This window comes from Bacillus sp. RC51, assembly GCF_044908115.1.
GTDB classification, from domain to species: Bacteria; Bacillota; Bacilli; order Bacillales; family Bacillaceae_G; genus Bacillus_A; species Bacillus_A mycoides.
The window spans coordinates 42,811-64,216 of record NZ_JBIYCW010000005.1 but is presented as its reverse complement, the minus strand read 5'-3'; the positions used below and the strand labels follow the sequence as shown (position 1 = coordinate 64,216).

General features: G+C 35.4%; 21 protein-coding genes and 1 pseudogene. 4 read left to right on the top strand and 18 right to left on the bottom strand.

Features of this window, described 5'->3' with window-relative positions; genetic code table 11:
* The first annotated feature begins 35 nt into the window (after positions 1–35).
* Positions 36–401 (top strand): CidA/LrgA family holin-like protein, encoded by a 366-nt coding sequence (locus ABH959_RS12545; protein ID WP_404492658.1) that lies wholly within the window; start codon positions 36–38, stop codon positions 399–401.
* Positions 398–1,075, top strand: coding sequence for an LrgB family protein (locus ABH959_RS12540; protein WP_404492657.1), 678 nt, complete (start codon positions 398–400; stop codon positions 1,073–1,075). The genes ABH959_RS12545 and ABH959_RS12540 overlap by 4 nt, the downstream gene beginning before the upstream one ends.
* 12 nt (positions 1,076–1,087) lie before the next feature.
* Here the strand turns inward: ABH959_RS12540 and ABH959_RS12535 are convergent, their stop codons facing one another.
* Complete coding sequence (locus tag ABH959_RS12535) at positions 1,088–1,501, bottom strand: NUDIX hydrolase (protein ID WP_002142750.1); 414 nt, start codon at positions 1,499–1,501, stop codon at positions 1,088–1,090.
* Positions 1,502–1,642: 141 nt separating this feature from the next.
* Between ABH959_RS12535 and ABH959_RS12530 the strand changes: the two genes are divergently transcribed.
* On the top strand, positions 1,643–1,843 hold the full coding sequence (locus ABH959_RS12530) for a DUF3903 domain-containing protein (RefSeq protein ID WP_113936933.1): 201 nt from the start codon (positions 1,643–1,645) through the stop codon (positions 1,841–1,843).
* Positions 1,844–2,152: 309 nt separating this feature from the next.
* Here ABH959_RS12530 and ABH959_RS12525 read toward each other — a convergent pair whose 3' ends face one another.
* From ABH959_RS12525 to ABH959_RS12455, 15 genes and pseudogenes are all read right to left on the bottom strand, one after another.
* Positions 2,153–2,908 (bottom strand): sulfite exporter TauE/SafE family protein, encoded by a 756-nt coding sequence (locus tag ABH959_RS12525; protein ID WP_404492656.1) that lies wholly within the window; start codon positions 2,906–2,908, stop codon positions 2,153–2,155.
* Positions 2,909–3,016: 108 nt separating this feature from the next.
* Positions 3,017–3,163 carry a BC1881 family protein gene (locus ABH959_RS12520; RefSeq protein WP_000836278.1) on the bottom strand — a complete coding sequence of 49 codons (147 nt, stop codon included), beginning with the start codon at positions 3,161–3,163 and terminating at the stop codon, positions 3,017–3,019.
* A gap of 166 nt (positions 3,164–3,329) precedes the next feature.
* Positions 3,330–5,057 carry an S-layer homology domain-containing protein gene (locus tag ABH959_RS12515; protein ID WP_404492655.1) on the bottom strand — a complete coding sequence of 576 codons (1,728 nt, stop codon included), beginning with the start codon at positions 5,055–5,057 and terminating at the stop codon, positions 3,330–3,332.
* 220 nt (positions 5,058–5,277) lie between these two features.
* Positions 5,278–5,846 (bottom strand): annotated as a pseudogene (locus ABH959_RS12510) (hypothetical protein).
* 112 nt (positions 5,847–5,958) lie between these two features.
* Positions 5,959–6,993 carry a nuclease-related domain-containing protein gene (locus tag ABH959_RS12505; protein WP_113936930.1) on the bottom strand — a complete coding sequence of 345 codons (1,035 nt, stop codon included), beginning with the start codon at positions 6,991–6,993 and terminating at the stop codon, positions 5,959–5,961.
* A gap of 140 nt (positions 6,994–7,133) precedes the next feature.
* Positions 7,134–8,180 (bottom strand): GH25 family lysozyme, encoded by a 1,047-nt coding sequence (locus ABH959_RS12500; protein ID WP_113936929.1) that lies wholly within the window; start codon positions 8,178–8,180, stop codon positions 7,134–7,136.
* Between the two features lie 198 nt (positions 8,181–8,378).
* Positions 8,379–10,142, bottom strand: a complete 1,764-nt coding sequence (locus ABH959_RS12495; protein WP_113936928.1) for an ABC transporter ATP-binding protein — start codon at positions 10,140–10,142, stop codon at positions 8,379–8,381.
* Positions 10,142–11,893 (bottom strand): ABC transporter transmembrane domain-containing protein, encoded by a 1,752-nt coding sequence (locus ABH959_RS12490; protein ID WP_404492654.1) that lies wholly within the window; start codon positions 11,891–11,893, stop codon positions 10,142–10,144. The genes ABH959_RS12495 and ABH959_RS12490 overlap by 1 nt, the downstream gene beginning before the upstream one ends.
* 124 nt (positions 11,894–12,017) lie before the next feature.
* A complete protein-coding gene (locus ABH959_RS12485; protein WP_001132292.1) occupies positions 12,018–12,239 on the bottom strand; it encodes a YneF family protein in 222 nt (73 codons plus the stop codon).
* Between the two features lie 78 nt (positions 12,240–12,317).
* On the bottom strand, positions 12,318–12,758 hold the full coding sequence (gene sirA, locus ABH959_RS12480; RefSeq protein ID WP_002014415.1) for a sporulation inhibitor of replication protein SirA: 441 nt from the start codon (positions 12,756–12,758) through the stop codon (positions 12,318–12,320).
* 156 nt (positions 12,759–12,914) lie between these two features.
* On the bottom strand, positions 12,915–14,915 hold the full coding sequence (gene tkt / locus ABH959_RS12475) for a transketolase (protein ID WP_113936926.1): 2,001 nt from the start codon (positions 14,913–14,915) through the stop codon (positions 12,915–12,917).
* Positions 14,916–15,216: 301 nt separating this feature from the next.
* Positions 15,217–16,020 (bottom strand): phosphonate ABC transporter, permease protein PhnE, encoded by an 804-nt coding sequence (gene phnE, locus ABH959_RS12470; protein WP_002066554.1) that lies wholly within the window; start codon positions 16,018–16,020, stop codon positions 15,217–15,219.
* On the bottom strand, positions 16,020–16,814 hold the full coding sequence (gene phnE / locus ABH959_RS12465; RefSeq protein ID WP_404492653.1) for a phosphonate ABC transporter, permease protein PhnE: 795 nt from the start codon (positions 16,812–16,814) through the stop codon (positions 16,020–16,022). Before phnE (ABH959_RS12465) ends, phnE (ABH959_RS12470) begins: the two co-directional genes overlap by 1 nt.
* Entirely contained in the window at positions 16,811–17,584 is a 774-nt protein-coding gene (phnC, locus tag ABH959_RS12460; protein WP_002137774.1) for a phosphonate ABC transporter ATP-binding protein, read from the bottom strand. The genes phnE (ABH959_RS12465) and phnC overlap by 4 nt, the downstream gene beginning before the upstream one ends.
* Positions 17,585–17,679: 95 nt before the next feature.
* The gene (locus ABH959_RS12455; protein WP_002137777.1) at positions 17,680–18,618 is read right to left on the bottom strand and encodes a phosphate/phosphite/phosphonate ABC transporter substrate-binding protein; all 939 of its coding nucleotides are present in this window, start codon (positions 18,616–18,618) and stop codon (positions 17,680–17,682) included.
* A gap of 185 nt (positions 18,619–18,803) precedes the next feature.
* Here ABH959_RS12455 and ABH959_RS12450 point away from each other — a divergent pair, with 185 nt between their 5' ends.
* Positions 18,804–20,387, top strand: coding sequence for a bifunctional metallophosphatase/5'-nucleotidase (locus ABH959_RS12450; RefSeq protein ID WP_113936923.1), 1,584 nt, complete (start codon positions 18,804–18,806; stop codon positions 20,385–20,387).
* A 40-nt stretch (positions 20,388–20,427) separates the two neighbouring features.
* On the opposite strand, the gene ABH959_RS12445 is transcribed toward ABH959_RS12450, so the two are convergent.
* Complete coding sequence (locus ABH959_RS12445) at positions 20,428–20,667, bottom strand: DUF896 domain-containing protein (RefSeq protein ID WP_113936922.1); 240 nt, start codon at positions 20,665–20,667, stop codon at positions 20,428–20,430.
* A 45-nt stretch (positions 20,668–20,712) separates the two neighbouring features.
* Positions 20,713–21,369, bottom strand: a complete 657-nt coding sequence (locus tag ABH959_RS12440) for a YneB family resolvase-like protein (RefSeq protein WP_002014433.1) — start codon at positions 21,367–21,369, stop codon at positions 20,713–20,715.
* Positions 21,370–21,406 lie beyond the last annotated feature (37 nt).

The following is a 21,406-nucleotide window of genomic DNA, read 5'->3' as shown; positions in this document are numbered from 1 at the left end:
AATTTTTATGTAAAAAACAAAGAGGTGGTTACTGTATGAAATGGTGGAAGTTAAGCGGACAAATTTTATTATTATTTTGTTTCGCTTGGACAGGTGAATGGATTGCAAAACAGGCACACCTCCCAGTTCCAGGAAGTATAATCGGTATTTTTTTATTATTAATCTCATTAAAATTTAATATAGTGAAAAAAGAATGGGTACAAGACGGTGCAGACTTTTTATTAAAAGAACTTATTTTATTTTTCATCCCTTCTGCAGTCGCTGTCATTCGTTACAAAGATACATTATCACAATATGGAATCGATCTCATTTTAATTATCGTGATTAGTACACTTTGTGTCACTCTCGTAACAGGACTTTTAACAGAATTGCTATTAAAGCGGAAAGGATCAACACAATGATCGGCTTTCTTTGTTTACTATTAACACTATTCACATATTGGGTATCTAAAAAAATGTATCAACGCTGGAATTGGAGTTTGCTTTCTCCCCTTCTTGTATGCCCAATCATTTTAATCGCTTTATTACTTGGATTAGATACACCATACGAAATCTACGAATCTGGTAGTCATTGGCTAACAGAATTATTAAAACCTGCAACAGTTGCTTTCGCATGGCCAATCTATAAACATTTTGATCTATTAAAAAAACACGGCACTGCTATTTTAATTAATGTCATTGTCGGTTCTTTTCTATCTGTTATTACTTCCGCACTACTAGCTAATTTTTTTCAAATTGACTCTACAATAGAACAAAGTTTAGCACCGCACATTGTAACAACACCTATTGCAATGGCTATTTCAGAAATGATTGGCGGCATGTCACAATTAACAGCAGTTTTCGTTGTATTAACTGCCTTAACTGGAGCTTTATTTGGTCCTACACTCATACGCATATGCCGTATTAAAACAGCGCTCGCAAAAGGTATAATGCTAGGTACTAGCGCGAATGGGACTGGAACATCAAAAGCATTTGAAATCGGTCCTGTAGAAGGTACAATTGCAAGTTTATCAATGCTTTTAACAGCTGGAGCTAGTTTAGTTATCGTTCCACTTTTCTTATCTTGGATACACTAAAAAAGCAAGTATTTACACACTTGCTTTTTTATTTATATATCGGTATATTAGCTCGTAATCCTCCGGAAAAGCTAATGATAATTTTCCAACTTCATGTATCCCTTTCCAATCAATCTCATGTATTAACTCATCCGGATCTTGGATTTTCATATTACCGCCTATTTTTTTAACAAAGTAATAATGAACATACACCGGAATCCCGTATGTAATACCTTCTTTTTCGTATATTTTATTTACAACCTCCACATTGTAGCCTGTTTCCTCCCAAACTTCCCTGATACAACATTCTTCTAGTGTTTCTCCCTTTTCAAGTCCTCCACTTGGGACAGACCACCTTTTTTCTTCCCCTTCTTTTCCTTGCAATACCATTAAAATTTCATTTCTTTCATTCATACAAATAGCTGCCGTGCCTATCCATCTCTCCATATACATCCCTCCCCTACTAAAATTCGTCTTCTTTTTTATTTCCCCTTTGAAAAAAGAGGAAATAAGTAAAAAGATGCCGAAAGTTTACATCAACTTCATGAGCAGTCCCTTCTTAGAAATTCAAACCGGAAGGATGAAATTATGATTTCTAAATATGTTGTGGAATGTGTTTTTTGTGAAGAAAACCGAAAACCTCGGCAAGCCATTGTCACAGTGCCTGCTACTTCTCAGCTACTAGCCATTCAAAAAGTACGAGCTGAATGTAAACGTCGCTTCGGAAAAACTTTATTATTGCAAACAGAAATTAAAGAAGTCTTACTCATTGAACAAAAAGAAAGCTGACCATAAATTGGCCAGCTTTCTTATCCGATCATATTTTCACATGAAGATTAGGGGCATCCTCTTTAAGGATCGGGATTTACCCATTATGTGCGTTCCATAATGGTCATCGAACAATATATTTCTATACAATAAACTATTGAATAGAATAGGGCAAAACTTGTTCGCATTTTTAGAAAAGGGATAGGGATATAATTCAAGTAATACTTCGAATACTCGAACTTTACACTCATTATATTAAAGCAAATCCTTTTATATGGGAAATATGAATTACTTATATAATTCATTCGTAAAATATATTAATAGTTTTCTTTACTCTACTAACAACATACATCCAGCTAGTATTGGTGTCATAATCATCGAAAACCTTAGAAGCATGCGAGGTGCATAATTTGTAAACTTAGCTCCTATATATGCTCCTAACATTGTCCCGATTAAAACTTGTACTAATAATACATAATCTAAATACCCTTCCGAACTATATCCAAACCCACCTCCAATTGCGATTGGTAATATAACAAGCATTGTCGTTCCTATAGATTGCTGAATTGTTAATCCTAATAGAACTATTAATCCAAGTTGGATAAAGGGGGCTGAACCAATCCCAAATGAACCAGCCAACATTCCAGTAACCAGTCCGAGACATATACATTTAATCAAGTTATCTTTCGAAAGCTCGTTATGCCCTTTTAAAGACGACCGTTCCTTTTTTTGAAATATAATTAATCGAATAAACATAAAAATTGCAGATAAAAATAACATTCCCGCTGTAAACCAATGTAGAAGATTCGCTGGTATTAGCGAACCAAACTTCGAACCAATAAAGGAACCAATCGCTCCAAATCCCCCAACAATTCCGCCTATTACAAATACAACATTCCCTTCTCTATAATGACTTACTACCCCAGATAATGTCGTAAATGCCATAGCAGTTAGAGATGTTGCAAGAGCAACGTGAATAGGGATATGGAATACTAAAGTGAGTATTGCGATGATAAATCCAGCTCCTCCTGCTCCGACAAACCCTAATAAAACTCCCATTAATAGCATTGTTATAATAATTTCCACATATTCCCCCTCCAATATTCCAATTATCTATCACATGCGCACTTCTATACAAACAAAAAGCACCCTAAATGGATGCTCTTATTACTTTTCTTTATTAATACTATGTACTTACTCTTGATTAATCAAAATAACAGCGGGACCAGAAACAACTACTCCGGCCACTTCTATCTTTTCAAATTCCATCACTGTAATAGATATAACCCCTTCTCTTTCCATTAATTCCTTACTCAGGACTTCAGTCGGTATTGATTTCACCGTCCTACCTCCTTTTCATTTTATACGAAATTACAAAAAACTACCCAATGCATCTAAATATATGCATCACCTCCACTTTCATTCCTTATTCCAGCCAAAATTCACATCCCCTTTCTATAACATATTGAAAAATAAAAAAGCACTCGCCAAAGCGAATGCCTTTCCATTATTTACTCTCTATTACCTTTAACATTCTATTAATAAATGCTGCCGATTCCCCACGTGTTGCAGAACCTTTTGGCATAAACTCATTATTCTCATTCCCTTTTACGATACCTAACCCATAAACACGTTGAACCGCCTGTTTATCATACGCTAAATTTTGATCCGTAAATGGTAATGAAACTAAATTACCTTTTATATTTTTGTATTGCAATGCACGATCAATCATAATAACAGCTTCATCACGTTTAATCGTATCATTCGGAGCAAATATATCATTTCCTCGTCCACTTATAATCCCAGCACTAGCTGCACGATTAATACCATCTACTAACGATGGATGGGCTGTGCTTAAATCTTTGAAATTCGATTTCCCCTCTGGTAATTGCAATGATCTTGAAACTAAATTCGCAAATTCACCACGTGTTACAAGGCGTTCTGGCCAGTAAGAACCCTTTCCGTCTCCAACCATAATACCTCTTTTATCTAATTCACGAATATCTGCTTCATACCAACCACCAGTTATATCATCTTTATGATTCGCATCATAATAAGCTTTCGTTCCCTGTAAAAATGGCTCCCACGCATTATTTTTTATCATAATGGCCGGACAATTCTTTCCGCTCCAAAATTGATGTTTTTTCACATTTTCTAAAGGAATATTTAATTCCCCCATTAAATATGCTGCTAGTTTGCGAGCATTTTCCACAGCTTTATTATAATCACCATCTTGGTTGACAGCAATTTCAATTGCAATTGATTCTCTGTTACCAGTTCCTTCTGATCCATCTCCAGCATGCCAACCATTTTCATTTAATGGTAGATGTTGATAAATTTCTTTATCATCTACTGTAAAATGCCAAGATGCTGAACGATCAGTCGTTCCTGTTGCTTGACTGTATAAATATTGTGCATGGTTTCTAGCATTTGCTCCAACACTATAATTATCTGTCTCATGAATTGTAATATATTTTGGTTTCATCGCATAACCTGGACGAATATTTTCATTACCTGTTGGTACAATCATTTCCTTTAATGGTACACCGTAAATATCCGTTGTTTTCTCTTCTATTGGTGCAGTATACATAACCGCTGCACGTTTCGTACGAGTTGGAGTTGTGCTTTGAATAAGAGATGCTTTTGTACCCTCAAATTTTGCTGAAGGTGAATAAATCCATTTCACCTCATTATCTATTTGGACTTGGAACCACTCTCCAACTTGTCCAATTGCAATAATTGTTTGCGGTTGTAACACTTTCTCGTCTTTATATGAATTAAATGGTGCGGAATATGTAGCTGTCTCTTCATTAATTACTAATTTTTCGTTTGCCAAGTGATAAACTTCCTTAATCTCTACATTTCCTTCACTACTTTGTATCCACCCAGCTCCAGATTCTGTTTGTATATAGTAAGCGTTTCCTTTTTGTTTTTCGGCTTTCACTACTTGATTAGAAAGCTGAACACCTGTCGCTTTTTGTAACTCAGCAGAATCAAATAAAGATGCTGAACCTATTATATGTACAAAAAAATCTCCTTGTACTTCATTTGTTATTCCTTTTCTCTCTCCACGTCCATCTTCATCTTTCATATGGCTTTCAATACTTTTTAATGCTTGCTCGTCTGTTGAAATCGTTACGGTCTTTTCTACTGTGTCGGCATAGGAAAAACTTGGAATCGTTACCATACTAAATACAATTGATGCAGCTAAAACATTATAAAATTCTTTTTTCATACTAATTATTTAACACGTTTATATCTTAATTCGTGTTAACTTCCCTCCCTAATCTAAAATATTTAAGACTATCTAGCAAACTTCTAAACTAAATAACCCTTTACAATATAACAAACTCTATCTCATTCGTATAGATAGGAATGACTACTATTTGCCTACTTTTTCTATATTGGAATATAGAAAAGAAGCTATAAAAGATATAGCTTCTCCTCTCACTATTTCAATCTCGTTGTACCTTATACTCTATAACTCTACCATCTTTATCAAATTGCAAAATAAGACATTCACTATCTATAGGAATGAAACTACGTTCATTCCCAAGATAGTATAGTGTAGTAATTCCCGTTTCCAAACTGCTTGTTTTCGTAGGGCCCCTAACAATTTTATGATTTCCTCGTTTGATTTCCCTATCAATTTATGCTGCTGTAATAGGTCATCTACCATATGTACTCGTTTTTCTTCATAATTTAACCACCGATCCTGATTAAAGTTTGAAGTATATTTATTTACACTTAATTGTACAGTGCATACTATCAATGGAATGAGAGCAACCATCATTACAGTGAACAGTTGTTTCTTATCTTTATCACGTCTTGCTGATACATGTAATATAAACTTTTGAATAATAACTAATAAAATAAAAGGCATTACTACCACAAACATACTCATTACACTCAATGGCACATGAACCATATCGATAACAAAGATAAACACAAGATACATTAATATATACAAACAAAAATAAATGTACAATATTCCCCACAATATAGAGCTTTTACCTTTCTCCATCCAAATAACACCTTCTTTATCCCGCTATTTGCAAACAGTTATACTCCCACCTCAAAATTCGGCTGTACAGGGTAGGAGCCGGGATGCCCATAAAACCCTACTGATTAAAGTTTTACTTCGCGACATAATTCATCTGACCAATCATATCTCTAATCTTTCTTAGTTCTTGTGCTGTATATATTACTTTACTTGTTAAAACTTCATTTCTGAAAAACGTTACAATTTGCTCTCTATCTTTAAATCTCGGCAATTCTTCATTAGAAAGATCAATAACTTCTTTTCCATTCTCATTTTCAAAATATACAATCGGTTTTATTTTTTCCTTTACAATATCTATTTGCATTTCTTCCAAACAATTATATAAAGTTTGAGATAATATTTTCGCTTTATACGCTGGATTCCCTTCATTTCTTACTTGCAAAGTTAATGACGTTCCATCCGTAATAAATTCAAATGTCTCTTCTTTTTCAATTTCATGTTGATGCTTGCCAATTTCCTCAATCATAAATGAATATATACCTGCATTTTCTCTCGTTAAGCCATGGATTAATTTCCCTGTCCATTTTTTCGTCTCAAGTAGATAAATACCAGTTTTACATAAAATGAGGTGATGGATTCGATTTTCGTTTATGTCACGTTTATGTCTAGATTTATTGCGTATCATAAAAACGTTCGGCATAATATGAAATTCATCTTCTAGTATAATTCCTTGCTCAACAAAACCTCGTTTCATATAATGTAATGTTTCATGCGCATTCACTTCAGCACCGTTTTTGGTATACTCTCGTAAATCCGCAATTAAATTTTGAAACATATGTAGTTCATTACTATGCTTATCTTGCATTTCACTACGTTCTTTACTATGTTGAACAGCCAGTTGATTTTTCATCATACGCATATTTTCAAGTTCTCTAGCTGTACTAACTTGTAAATCATTATATTTTTTCTGTTCCATATTCTTTAAAGTACTTTGTTGTTCTTTATGATCTGTAATCGTAGCTGCAATTTCACTTTCATACGTTTCAATCGCTTGTTTCTTTTCAAATTCTACTTGCTGACTCTCTGATTCTAACTGTTTATTTTTATAAAACAGTACAAACACTGCAGCTAATAATATTAAAATTCCACCTATTAGCACATAATCCATACTTCTACTCCTTTATTTCATTTTCGATTATTTTTTATAAATATATCCATTATATTATACTATGCTTTCAATATACACTTTGTAAAAATTATATATTTTTAATAAAAGGCACCTCAGTCGAGATACCTTTTAAGTTCACTTTATTGTACACCATACTGAATATAACTTGAATCATTATATACCCACTGATTTGTCCCTAAGCAAAGCCATCCATTTTGCTTACTCCATACTCGATATGATTCACCATGATGTAACTGTCTTATAACATTCCCGTTTAATGATGGAGCGTCTCGCAGATTCACATTATCGCCAGTAATAGTTGCCACATAATGTTTGTACTGAATATAACTTGAATCATTATATACCCACTGATTTGTCCCTAAACAAAGCCATCCATCTTGTTCTCCCCAAACTTCATATGATTCGCCACGATTCAATTGGCGAATTACACTAGACTGTATAGATGGTCCACTTCGTAAATTCACATTATCTCCATTAATTACAGCAACTCCGTATACTGGAGTCGCATTATTAGGCGTGGGAACATTACCTCCACCACTTGCTCCATTTCCTTGTAAAGCTTCTAATGAAACAGCTGCTGATACATCACAATTTCCTACACCTGAAATTTGCCCAGAATCTGTGTACTGCCATGCTGTCCACTCTGTCCATCCACCAGCATCAGCAGGCGGTATACTAGAATATCTGGAAATCCATAGTGGAATGTCACTTAATCCGCTAATTCCAAATTCATTAATATACCAAACTCCTGTATATAACATTACATTTTTCCCAGTAGCTTGTTTCACATAATTTACGAAACTTCTTGCCCAATTCGATATAGTCGCACCCGTTAAACTACTATTGCTAGTATCCGTTGGCGATTCTAAATCTAAAACAGGAATTAAGTCCGTCTGATTACTCTGTAATATATTCACAAAATATTTCGCTTCTGAAATGGCATCATTTTGTTCTGGGTGCGCAAAATGATATGCACCAATTAATACATTCGCATTTCTCGCAGCTTGTACATTTTGAACGAAAGTAGGGTCAATATAGTTCACACCTTCCGTCGCTTTTGCATACGCCGCTGGAATACCAGATGACTTCACAGCATTCCAATCAATGTTTCCTTCCCAATGAGACACATCGATAAACGTAACATTTGAACTGGATCTATTTTGCATATAAAAGCTCCTATCAAATTTTTTTATTCCGTATACAATATGTACAACTTCGGTTAGAGGACACGACTTTTATGCTATAGTAATAAAATTCTAATACATTTATTTTGTCGAGTTGTTTAAGAAAAAAGTGAAATTGAAACCACCCTTCACCAAAAACTCCATTAATACACTTTTAACACCGCAAAAAAGGCCTTGTAATTACAAAGCCTTTTGCAAACTACCTTTATTTTGCAGTAAGTACATATTGTAATAAAGTCCTTGTTTACTAAGTAACTCTTGATGTGTTCCGCTTTCTACAATTTCCCCTTCATGCATAACAAATATTTGATCCGCATCTTGGATTGTAGACAATCTGTGCGCAATCGCTATCGTTGTTCTGCCTTTTCGCATTTGCTGCAATGCCGTTTGGATAGCCTCCTCTGTTTCTGTATCAATATTTGCCGTCGCTTCATCTAACACTAATACTTTCGGATTAGTTGCTATCGTTCTAGCAAAAGCAATTAATTGCCTTTGACCACTAGAAAATGCAGCTCCTCTTTCGACTACTTCTGTATCATACTGCTCTGGTAATTTTTCAATAAACGTATTCGCTTGCACAAATCGCGCTGCTTCCTCTATCTCTTCATCCGTAATCTCTTCATTATACATACGAATGTTTTGCTTTACATTTCCAGCAAATAAAAATGCATCTTGCAGCACAAGACCAATTTTCTTTCGAATTTCTTGTTCTTCAAACTTCTCTAAATCTACTCCGTCTATTACAATATTTCCTGATTTAATATTGTAAAATCTCATTAATAAATTCATAATCGTACTCTTTCCGCTACCAGTATGCCCTACGAAAGCAACCGTTTGCCCTGGCTTTACGTGAAAAGATACATTTTTTAAAACGTCACGCTTTCCATCATATGAAAAAGTAACATCTTTAAACTGAATTTCCCCATTAGCTATTCCTGGCTGTTCACTCCCCATTTGAACAGGAGCTAAATCTTTATCATCCATTAAATGAAATACACGCGATGATGAAACAAGCGCTTGTTGGAAGAAAGATAGTTTCATCATCATCTCATTTACCGGCTGAAAGAAACGATGAATATAGTTAACGAAAGCATATAAAACCCCTACTTCAACAGGACTCTTTAAAGCATCGATTCCGAATAAACCAAGTACTAACGCAATTGCTACAATATGAACAAGATCTGTTGCTGGACGTAAAAGTAATGCATCTAATTTCAATGTACGACGTCCAGCACTAAAATGTTTATTGTTCACTTCTTCAAATTCTTTTCTCATCCGCTTTTCTTGCCGGAACACCTGAACAATATTCATACCTTGAATGGACTCATTTAACTTTGCATTTAATATACTCAGCTGATTACGCACCTCTAAATAAAAAGCTGCACTTTTCCGTTGATACAACACCATAATTGCAAACATTACCGGAATTAATATGAGCGAAAATAGCGCTAATTTTACATCTAATAAAAACATCGCTACTAAAATCCCTACTAAAAAGACTACATTTTTCACGAATGTTGATAGTACACTAACATAAAAATCCTTAATCGCTTCTGTATCATTCGTTATGCGAGATACGAGCGTACCAATCGGCGTACGATCAAAGAAGCTTAATGACAATTTTTGAACATGTTCATACACTTCAACTCGCATATCTTGGACAATCTTAAAAGCGATATTTTGAAAGTACAATAAGTCTAAATAAGTAAATAATACTTTTAATAAATGAGCAATAATATACACTACAAATAGGGTTACAAGTGCTGATTGTTCAAAGTTACGTGGTACTAAGTGTTCATCAAGAAATTGTTTAATTAAAAAAGGACCCATCATTTCAGTTACAGTTGCACCAACTAGAAATAAAAATGCTAACGCTAATAACCTTTTATATGGTCTCATATAAGAAAGCAATCGCCTTAAATCACTCCGCTTTTTCTCAGCCATCATACGCCTCCTTTCTCCACCAACGCCTCTAACTGCTGGCTTTCATACATTTCCTTATACCAACCATTTTCGTTCATTAGTTGTTCATGTGTTCCTCGCTGCATAACCTTACCTTCATCAATAACAAGAATAAGATTTGCATGCTGAATCGCACTTAAACGGTGCGCAGTAATAATCGTCGTTTTTTCTGCTCTTTCTCGTTTCAATGCAGTTAAAATAGTTTCTTCTGTTTTTGCATCTACAGCTGATAAACAATCATCTAAAATTAAAATTTCAGCATTCGTTAATAACGCACGTGCAATTGAAATCCGCTGTTTTTGGCCTCCTGATAGCGAAACCCCTCTTTCTCCTACTACCGTTTCATATCCTTCCGAAAATTGAATAATATCATTATGAATACAAGCAATCTCAGCAGCCCTGCTAATTTCTTTATATGTAGCATCGGCCTTTCCAAAAGCAATGTTCTCCCCAATACTCGCTGAAAATAAAAAATGATCTTGCGGTACGTATGAAATTGCAGAGCGTACACCGTGAAGTGTTAAATCTCGAATATCCCGCTCACCAACTTTTAATTCACCATTAAAGTGGTCATACTCACGAATTAAACATTTTAATAACGTCGTCTTCCCTGCACCGGTACGCCCTACAACTCCTAACGTTTCACCTTTTCTTAAGTTAAAGTAAATATCTTTTAAGTTTAATAGTTCATTCTTTTTATAAGAAAACGAATCAACAGCAAACGAAACATCACCACTTGCTATAGTATGTATAGCATTTTCCTTATTCACTACATCTGAAGTTTGTGAAAGTATTTTCTCCACACGATCATACGAAGCACGTCCACGCTCCATAATATTAAATAGCCATCCAAAAGCTAACATTGGCCATACAAGTGTCCCTAAGTACGTTGTAAATGTTACTAATTCCCCTACAGTTAATTCGCCCCGTACAACTAATAATGATCCGTAACAAATTGCGATTAAAAATGAAAATCCGACAATTAGAGCAATCGTTGGATCGAATAACGAGTCAATACGTGCGACTAGCATATTTTTATGTACGACATCTTCCGATTTCTTCCGAAACGATTGTAAATCCTCTTTCTCTTGTCCAAGTGAGCGAATTACCTTCATCCCACTCATACTTTCTTGTACTTTATCATTGATTTCAGAAAACGATTGCTGTGCTTTATGAAATCTTCTATGTAGTAAAGTTCCATAATAATTTGTAGAAATAGCTACAATTGGCATCGGAATTAAACTTAATAACGTTAACTTCCAACTAATTGTAAATCCCATCGCTACGAGTACACATCCTCCAACAGCTAATGAATCAACGAGTGTTAAAACACCTGACCCCGCAGTTTGCTGAATGGCCTGAATATCATTTGTCGCATGTGCCATCAAATCGCCTGTGCGACGTGATTGATAAAAGGATGGGCTCATCTTAGTAAAATGTTCATATAGATTCTTTCGCAGTTGACGAGCTAGTTTTAAAGAAGATCCAAAAATCATAATACGCCATAAGTAACGTAATATATACATCGTAATTCCTACAACTGCTAATAGAATAACCCAGTTCAACAATTTTTCAGACGTTAATGTTCCATTGTTAATTTCATCTACTACAATGCCCAGTACTCTTGGCGCTACAAGTTCAAGAAGCGCGACACCAAATAACATAATAATTCCGATTATGTACGCTCGTTTTTCTTGCTTAAAAAACCAAGCTAAATTAAAAAACACTTTCATATTTATCCTCCTCCCTTAAAATGAGCGATGTTTTCAGTTTACCAAAAACACAGAATTTTTAAAAGTTTTAAACACTTATTATATCCAAAAGAAAAGGACACTCGGTAAGAGTGCCCTTTAGCGCTTATTTCGTTTGTTGCTTGTTCATCGCGCTCATCATTTGATTGATTTTCTTTTGGGAAGGTTTTTGCCCCATTTGCATCATCATCATTTTTAACATTTGTTCGTTAATTGGTGGATTTTTTTGTAAGTAATTCATCATATATTTGCGGGCAATGAAAAATCCTAACGCCACGCCTGCTACTAGTGCTACTACGCCCACTAGAATACCTAACCACATTGGCATATCTTTTCCTCCTTCATGTTGTCTACCTTACAGTGTACTAAAACCTTTTCAATAAGACAAGATACTATTCGACATTTTTTACACATATGTTCGTACTTGTTTGAGAGGATTTAACCAACCGTACTTTTTATTTTCATAATCCATCGCTAAAAATGTTAACTCACACTTTCTAAGCACCTCAAAGAAGGTTGTTTCCATGGATACATTTCCAGAAGTATTTATTCGAATATATTGTGGTTTCACCATTATTTCTCCGTATTCGGCTCCTGTATAAAGCGTATGAGTATGATTTGTTCTTTCATATTTACCAAGAACACGCAAAGCTTGTTCTAATTTATGATGAATTTTCATTACTTGTAACGGCATCGTAATATACGTCATTTGTTTATATAATACTTTCTTCTCCGAAAGGAACCCAGATTCTGAAAATCGAGCAAATAAATCAAAAAACAAATATTCACGACCAAAGTAAGCTTTCGCAATATCCTCTTGAATTAAATACAATTCATACGTTTTCATTTTTCCCCTCCCGATCTGGACAACCTTTTCCCTACATTATATAAGAGAAGATTTGCAATGATTGTCTGACTACGGAGAGAGAAAAAACTTTTCCTGTCGAAAAAACTCAATTACATAGAAAAATCTCCCCATGCTGGAGAGATTTTTCTAAAATCATTAAAGTATTTCTTTTACTTTACGAACAACGTTCTCTACAGTAAATCCATACTCTTCCATAATCTTCTCACCAGGAGCAGAAGCACCGAATGTGTCAATACCTAGTACATCTCCATCAAGACCTACATAACGGTGCCATCCCATTGTAGCACCCATTTCAATTGCGAAACGTTTCGTTACTGCTTTTGGTAGTACAGATTCTTTGTACTCAGCAGTTTGAGCTTCAAAGCGATCCATAGATGGCATGCTAACAACAGCTGCATCAACGCCGTCTGCTGCTAGAGCTTTTTGCGCTTCGATCGCTAAGCTTACTTCAGATCCAGTTGCAATTAAGATTACATCAGCAGTTTCTTTCTTGCTTGCAGAAACTACATATGCACCTTTTGCTACTTTTTCATAAGTATCTTCTTTTGCACCTTCTAATGTTGGAAGATCTTGACGAGTTAACACTAATGCAGTTGGTGTTTTTGTAGATTCTAGAGCTAGTCTCCAAGCTGCAACTGATTCGTTACCGTCCGCTGGACGAATAACAGATACATTTGGCATTGCACGAAGCGCTGCTAATTGTTCAACTGGCTCATGTGTTGGACCATCTTCACCAACAGCAATACTGTCATGTGTAAATACATACGTTACAGGCAATTGCATTAATGCTGCAAGACGAATTGCTGGACGTAAGTAGTCAGAGAATACGAAGAACGTACCACCGTAAGTTTTTAAACCGCCATGAAGTGCGATACCGTTCATTGCTGCACCCATTGCGAACTCACGTACACCGTACCAAATGTTTTTTCCGCTGTAATCAGCTCTTGTAAAGTCTTTTTCGTTATTCATGTATGTTTTGTTAGAACCAGCAAGGTCAGCAGATCCACCGAAGAATGATGGTACAGACTCTGCAATTGCATTAATTACAGCACCTGAAGAATTACGTGTTGCTGCTTTTGATCCTAATTCATAAGTTGGTAAGCTTTGTTCCCAACCTTCTGGAAGAAGACCGTTCATTGCTGCTTGCAGTTCGTTTGCTAATTCTGGGTATGCTTGTGCATATTCACCAAGCATCGTGTTCCACGCAGCTTGCGTCGTTTCACCAACATCTTGTACTGTTTTACGGAAGTTGTCATATACTTCTTCTGCTACATGAAAGTCTTGTTCAGCAGTCCAAGCGTATGCTTCTTTCGTTAATTTTGTTTCGTCTACACCAAGTGGAGAACCATGTGAAGCTGATTTTCCTGATTTGTTTGGAGAACCGAAACCAATTGTCGTTCTTACTTCAATTAGCGTTGGGCGTTTTTCGTCAGCTTTCGCTTCTTCAATTGCTTTTGCGATTGCTTCAATATCATTTCCATCCTCAACACGGATTACTTGCCATCCGTATGCTTTGTAACGATCTTCTACACTTTCAGAGAATGAGCGATTTAAATCGCCATCTAATGAAATATCGTTTGAATCGTAAAGTACAACAAGACGACCTAATTGTAAATGAGCAGCTAATGAAGATGCTTCAGCAGAAACGCCTTCCATTAAATCTCCATCACCACAAATAGCGTATGTATGATGATCTACTACATTATACGCATCACGGTTGTATTTAGCCGCTAAATGTCTTTCAGCCATTGCCATACCTACAGCAGTTGCAATACCTTGTCCAAGTGGACCAGTTGTTGCGTCTACACCTGCTGTGTGACCGTACTCAGGATGTCCTGGAGTTTTGCTTCCCCATTGACGGAAGTTCTTTAAATCATCCATTGTTAAGTCATAACCAGATAGATGAAGTAGGCTGTATAGTAACATTGAACCATGACCTGCAGATAATACGAAACGATCGCGGTTAAACCACGTTGGGTTATTTGGATTGTGTTTCATAAATTGAGTCCATAATGTATAAGCCATTGGTGCTGCACCCATTGGCATTCCTGGGTGACCAGAGTTTGCTTTTTCAATCGCATCAATGGATAATGTGCGAATCGTGTTGATAGAAAGTTGTTCGATTGAATGTGACATGCTATTCTTCCCTTCGCGTATGTTAGTAAACGTTTTATACATTTATATGATAGCTTCCCACGCAAGATTATACAACATGTATCGACAAATATGTTGATGTTTTTTTGATTTTTCATAAAAAATACAGTGATTCAGGGAATGTATGGGCATTCAATATGACATACTTTTTAATTGTTTTTATTTTAAAAATAAAGATAATTATCTGTATATTTATACAAATATACTAATTTCTGATATATCTCCTTTTTGATAACCTTTAAAAATACAAAAAAGCATCTGAATTAGATGCTTTTAAAACAAATTAAATAATCCGCTTACGAATAGAACTTGAAATAAAATCAATTATAATTACCATTAAAATGATACCTAATAAAATAATTCCCACACGAGACCAATTACGTGAACTAAGTGCAAAAATTAATGGCGTACCAATACCACCTGCTCCAATAACACCTAAAATCGCAGCGGATCGTACATTAATTTCAAACCTGTATAACGTATACGATAGAAAATCCGGTAACACTTGTGGTAATACCGCATACCAAAGTATTTGAAACCGATTTGCACCCGTTGCTATTAACGCTTCCGTCGGTCCCTTATCTATATTTTCAATTCCTTCCGAATATAATTTCCCTAACATTCCGATAGAGTGTAACCCTAAAGCTAGAACTCCGGCAAAAGAGCCTGGACCAACAGCTTTTATAAATAAAAGAGCCATAACTAATTCAGGAAATGTACGAACAAAACTAAGTACAAATTTCCCAGTTCCTGAAGTTAATTTTCCACTACTCATATTCGTTGCCGCCCAGAAAGCAAATGGAACAGATAAAAAAGCAGAAATAAATGTACCTAATATCGCAATTGCCAATGTATCAATTAAACCGTGTAATAAATCTTCACCATCTGGCAAAGATACATACGACCAATCTGGGTTCAATACGCCTGTCATAATGGCTTTTGTAATTTCTCCCGCCGTATTCTTTATTCCCTCTAACGGGACTCCTGAAAAGGCCCATACATATATAACTGTAAGTGCTATAAAAATAATCCAGCGATATATACTCGGTTTCTTCGGTTTTGGTACGATTATTGTCGTTTTACTCATTATAATTTCCCCCGCAACACTGTACTTACATAATCAATTAGCAATACAACAACAAGGGTATAAATAATAATAGAAGCAGTTTGTTGATATTGTAAAAATCCAAGTGTACGATCATAATATAATCCAATCCCACCTGCTCCTACTAAACCTAGAACAGCTGCTGCACGTACATTCACCTCAAATGTATAAAGTACATAGGAGACGAAGTGCGCTTTCACTTGCGGAATGACCCCATAAACTATCCATTGCACCTTATTCGCTCCTACAGCTGTCATCGCTTCTAATGGACCTGGATCAATTGATTCAATTGACTCATACAATAATTTTGCTACGAGTCCAACGGAGAAACAAGTAAGAGCCAAAATACCTGGAAGTGGTCCTATTCCAAAAATCGCTACAAAAATAGCCGCTAATAATAAATCTGGTATTGTTCGTATAAAATTTAAAATCAATCGAGCTGGACTGTACAAAAATACACTAGTAAATACATTACTTGCCGCAAATAGTGCAAGTGGAATGGCTAAAATCGCCCCTAAAGTCGTTCCAATAATCGCCATACGTATTGTATCTAACATTGCTGTTGTAATAATTTGAAAATAACTCCAATCTGGTGGCACCATTTCCTTCAATAAATCCATCATATTTGGAAAACCAACTACTAGTTTTGAAAATGATGCGTCGACCTGTACACTACTACCCCACAACAGTAAAATAACTAAAATAACAGTTAACATATGTTTCAGTTTACTCGGCGGCTTCGGTATCGATTTCGAATATATCGTCACTTCATTCATTTAGCTGCCACCTCTAATAATGCGCTTTTCTGAGCTACGTCCCCATAAATTTCAGCGAATTTTTCATCCGTTGCCTCTTCTACTAACCCATCAAAAACAATTTCACCAGCATGTAATCCAATAATACGAGTAGCATATTGCCTCGCTAAATCAATAGAATGTAAGTTTACAATTGTCGTAATTCCAAAATCTTCATTAATTTTCTTCAAATCATCCATTACTTGCTTTGTTGTCAGAGGATCTAACGAAGCAACAGGCTCATCTGCCAATATGATTTTCGCTTCTTGTGCCAATGCTCTAGCAATTGATACACGTTGCTGTTGTCCCCCTGATAATTCATCAGCTCGTGCATATGCTTTTTCTGAGATATTCACTCTATTCAGCGCCTGGAATGCAAGCTCCACATCCTCTTTCGGAAACAGACCTAACGTTGTACGCAATGTAGAATGATATCCAACCCGCCCAGCTAATACATTCTTCAGTACCGTTGATCGCTTCACAAGGTTAAAGCTTTGAAAAATCATACCAATATCTCGGCGCATGCGTCGTAATCCTTTTCCTTTTGCAGCAGTAATAGACTCCCCTTCAATAATGATTTCTCCTTCTGTGATCTCATGAAGGCGATTTACCGATCTGAGAAGTGTAGATTTTCCAGCCCCGGATAGCCCGACCATTACAACAAACTCACCTTTTTGAATTTCCAAGTTTATATTATTCAATCCTTTTGTACCATTCGGATACACTTTAGAAACATTTCGAAACTCTATCACACATCTTACCTACCTTCTATGTATTATCAATAACTGAAAAACGGCAAACTAACTGAAATCACACACTTTCCAGTTAGTCGCCATTTCCATATGTATTATTGCGTTTTCACTTTCTTTCCATATTCACGAACGATATCAAATTTACTATCATCAGATTTAACGTATCCTTCATGTGAGTATACTTCTTTAATGATTTTGTGCCCTTCCTCATTCTTTCCTATTTCAATGAAAGCATCCTGTAATTTCTTGCTCCACTCTGCATCTAAATCAGAACGTACAGAAATCGTATCGTTTGGAATTTTCTCCGTAAATTTTACTATTTTCGTTTGATCGAATATATTCGGATAATCTTTTTTTACAATATTGCGAGCATCTTGGAATACAACAGCTGCATCTACATCACCATTTAAAAGAGCAATAAGTGACTGATCATGACCTTTTAATGTAACAGGTTTCACATCCTTTAGCGGATCGATTCCCTCTTTTAACAATACAGCCGCAGGCCATACATAACCCGCTGATGATGTTACATCTTGATAGCCAATTTTTTTACCTTTTAAATCTTTTACACTATTAATATTAGAATCTTTCTTAACAACAAACTCTGATTTATAAACATCTACTAAATCCTTTGTGGGAGCTCCAGTTTCATCATCTACCCCAAAACGTTGCGCCTGTAAAATTACGTTTGCAGCCTTTTTCTCATGCGCTAACACATACGCTGTTGGAGGTAAAAAGCCTACATCTACTTGCTTAGATGCCATCGCTTCTACAATTGTATTGTAATTCGTTGAAATACTAACTTTTACCGGAATGTTTAATTTATCACTTAATAGCTTTTCCAATGGTTTTGCCTTCGCCTCTAACGTATCTGCATTTTGAGAAGGAACAAATTGAACATTTAGCGTCTTCGGTACATAACCTTTTTTCGTATCTTCATTTTTACTTGCACTTGATTCCTTCGTTCCACATCCGCTTAATAATCCCGCTGCTAGTACAACTGTTGTGCTCATTGCAAAAACTTTTTTCAACATGTTAATGCCTCCATTTTTCGTTGTTATAAAATAACCTTCCATAAACATGAAGAAATATATCACATATTTTTACAAATAATTGCTTATTTACAGAATCTTTACACATTCTATACATTCACATTAAAATTCTTTTCATATATTTGATATGATTAATTGAAAGATAACTATAGAAAAGGTGAATGGTGTTGAATCAAAATCAAATTGTAACTTTAAATATTTTATTAACAAGCGATGTACATGGTACTGTGTATCCAATTCACTACCAAGATAACTCCAAAGCAGAAATTGGTTTAGCTAAAATTTCTACTCTCATAAAAAAAGAACGTTCTCAAAATGCAAACGTTCTTCTGATTGATAACGGGGACTTCATTCAAGGAACACCATTTACTTATCATTACGCTACATACGAAAAAGATATGGAAAACCCAATGTCCTTATTAGCCAACTACTTAGAGTATGACATTGCAATTATCGGAAATCATGAATTTAATTATGGAATGGATATATTAAATAATGCTGTGGCTACTGCAAATTCCCCTTATCTATCAGCAAACATTTTAGATAAAAACAGAAAAGAACCTTATTTCGGGAAACCATATATAATAAAACATATTGAATCAAATATAAAAATTGCTATTTTAGGGGTGACAACGCATTACATCCCCCATTGGGAACAAGCACATCATATTAAAGATTTACAATTTGAAGATGCATTTGAAACAACAAAAAAATGGGTTTCTTACATCCGTAAACATGAAAAACCAGATTTACTAGTCGTAGCCTATCACGGGGGATTTGAACGTGATTTACAAACCGGAGTACCGACTGAAGTTTTAACAGGTGAAAACCAAGGATATGCAATGTGCCATGAAATTGAAGGCATAGATATTTTACTAACAGGCCACCAACACCGAGAAATCGCTCACACCGTGATTAATGGTGTAACAATTTTACAGACTGGATGCAATGGACACTCAGTTGGAAAAGTAACAGTAACATTCGAAAAAGCAGAACAAAAATGGGTGAAAAAAGAGAGTTATTCAGAGTTATTGTCCGTACAAGGAATTGCGGCAGACCAAGATGTTCTTTCCTTGGTTGCCAATTATGAAGAGAAAACACAAAATTGGCTTGATAAACCTATTGGAATAATTTATGGGGATATGCAAATTTCCGATGCTATGCAAACACGTTTGCAAGACCATCCTTTTATTGAATTCATAAATAAAATACAGATGGATATAGCTAATGTTTCAATTTCTTGTACAAGTTTGTTTCATAATACATCTCCTGGTTTCCCGAAACATGTAACAATGCGTGACATCGTTTCTAATTATATTTATCCAAATACATTAAAAGTAATTAGAATAACCGGAGCGGATATAAAAGATGCTCTCGAACTCTCTGCTTCTTATTTCACATTAAAAGCAGATGGAACCATCATCGTAAACCCTGCCTATATAGAGCCAAAACCACAACACTTTAATTACGATATGTGGGAAGGGATTTCGTATGTATTAAACATTTCAAAACCAATTGGAGAGAGAGTAGAGTCTTTGCAGTATAAAGGCGCTCCTCTTAATATGAATGAAGAATATGACGTTGTTATGAATAATTATCGTGCAAGCGGTGGCGGGAACTTCTTTATGTTTCAAAATAAACCAGTAGTAAAAGACATACCAACAGATATGTCCGAACTTATCGCTAACTATATATTGAAGCATAAAAGGATAGAAGCAACGAAAAATGAAAACTGGAAAGTTATTAAATAATAATTCTAACAAATAAAAAAAGATGGGCTATGCCCATCTTTTAATTTAATTTTGCATTATCCTGCTTCTTTAAAGCTTTTAATTTCGCCGGTGTAACGTCCGTGCCTTCTTCGTTAACGACTTTAATTCCTTTTAATTCGTTTAACATATTTTGACGAAATCCTTTTAAATATTGTTCACGAAGCGATTTGCGCTCACGTTGTTCTTCTTCAGTTAAGCCTTCAGCTTTTGCTTTTTTCGCTAAGAAGTTAATGCGTTCAATGAGTTCTTGACTTGGCATCTCGAATCCCCCTTCTACTCAAAACTGATTATTATCATACAATAGTTATTCCTCTTTATCAAGCAATTGCTTTGTATATTCTACATACCTTCGATGTACAGTTGCTTTTGAAACATCATGACCAAAACCACGAAGTGTTGCTGCAATTTCTTCAAAAGTTAATTCATTCCGGCGCAAACGTACAATTTCCTCAATTGGCACTTCTTTTTTCTCACGTCCTACGCTTAAATGACGATTTTTCAAATTATTTTCTGGACGAAATCCTTTCTCCACTGCTCTTTGCATGCCACGTTTAATTTTTAAATTGTGGATCTTTCTTTGATACTCTTCAACGATCCCAATTATATTTAGCACCATCGAATCAGAATCTGAAAGCTGTAATTCACCACTATGCGTGTGCGTATAAACTTTTATCCCCTCTTTATGTAAACAATGCATTAATGCAATCTTTGCATTTCCTCTACCAAGACGCGTTTCATCTTGTATAAGTAGTACATCAACTTGTTCATCTCGAATTGTATCTAGCACTTCTAATATGCCATCACGTTCAATTGTATAACCGCTAGCCTGCTCCTCAATTACCTTTGTAACATCCATTTGATAGCGCTCAGCTAAATGCAATAATTCATCTTTTTGACGCAATAATGATGTTTCCTGTTCTTCTTTTGTTGTGCTCACACGTGCATAAATAATTGCATTCATTTTGAACCCTTCTTTCTCACTATATTTTCCTTATAGT

Excerpts from the sequence above, each read along its gene's own strand:
- tkt (WP_113936926.1), bottom strand. The coding sequence starts at position 14,915 with ATGTCACATTCAATCGAACAACTTTCTATCAACACGATTCGCACATTA.
- phnE (WP_002066554.1), bottom strand. The coding sequence starts at position 16,020 with ATGAGTAAAACGACAATAATCGTACCAAAACCGAAGAAACCGAGTATA.
- ABH959_RS12455 (WP_002137777.1), bottom strand. The coding sequence starts at position 18,618 with ATGTTGAAAAAAGTTTTTGCAATGAGCACAACAGTTGTACTAGCAGCG.
- ABH959_RS12495 (WP_113936928.1), bottom strand. The coding sequence starts at position 10,142 with ATGGCTGAGAAAAAGCGGAGTGATTTAAGGCGATTGCTTTCTTATATG.
- ABH959_RS12545 (WP_404492658.1), top strand. The coding sequence starts at position 36 with ATGAAATGGTGGAAGTTAAGCGGACAAATTTTATTATTATTTTGTTTC.
- ABH959_RS12440 (WP_002014433.1), bottom strand. The coding sequence starts at position 21,369 with ATGAATGCAATTATTTATGCACGTGTGAGCACAACAAAAGAAGAACAG.
- ABH959_RS12445 (WP_113936922.1), bottom strand. The coding sequence starts at position 20,667 with ATGCCAAGTCAAGAACTCATTGAACGCATTAACTTCTTAGCGAAAAAA.
- phnE (WP_404492653.1), bottom strand. The coding sequence starts at position 16,814 with ATGAATGAAGTGACGATATATTCGAAATCGATACCGAAGCCGCCGAGT.
- ABH959_RS12540 (WP_404492657.1), top strand. The coding sequence starts at position 398 with ATGATCGGCTTTCTTTGTTTACTATTAACACTATTCACATATTGGGTA.
- ABH959_RS12535 (WP_002142750.1), bottom strand. The coding sequence starts at position 1,501 with ATGGAGAGATGGATAGGCACGGCAGCTATTTGTATGAATGAAAGAAAT.
- sirA (WP_002014415.1), bottom strand. The coding sequence starts at position 12,758 with ATGAAAACGTATGAATTGTATTTAATTCAAGAGGATATTGCGAAAGCT.
- ABH959_RS12485 (WP_001132292.1), bottom strand. The coding sequence starts at position 12,239 with ATGCCAATGTGGTTAGGTATTCTAGTGGGCGTAGTAGCACTAGTAGCA.
- ABH959_RS12530 (WP_113936933.1), top strand. The coding sequence starts at position 1,643 with ATGATTTCTAAATATGTTGTGGAATGTGTTTTTTGTGAAGAAAACCGA.
- ABH959_RS12490 (WP_404492654.1), bottom strand. The coding sequence starts at position 11,893 with ATGAAAGTGTTTTTTAATTTAGCTTGGTTTTTTAAGCAAGAAAAACGA.
- ABH959_RS12500 (WP_113936929.1), bottom strand. The coding sequence starts at position 8,180 with ATGCAAAATAGATCCAGTTCAAATGTTACGTTTATCGATGTGTCTCAT.
- ABH959_RS12515 (WP_404492655.1), bottom strand. The coding sequence starts at position 5,057 with ATGAAAAAAGAATTTTATAATGTTTTAGCTGCATCAATTGTATTTAGT.
- ABH959_RS12505 (WP_113936930.1), bottom strand. The coding sequence starts at position 6,993 with ATGGATTATGTGCTAATAGGTGGAATTTTAATATTATTAGCTGCAGTG.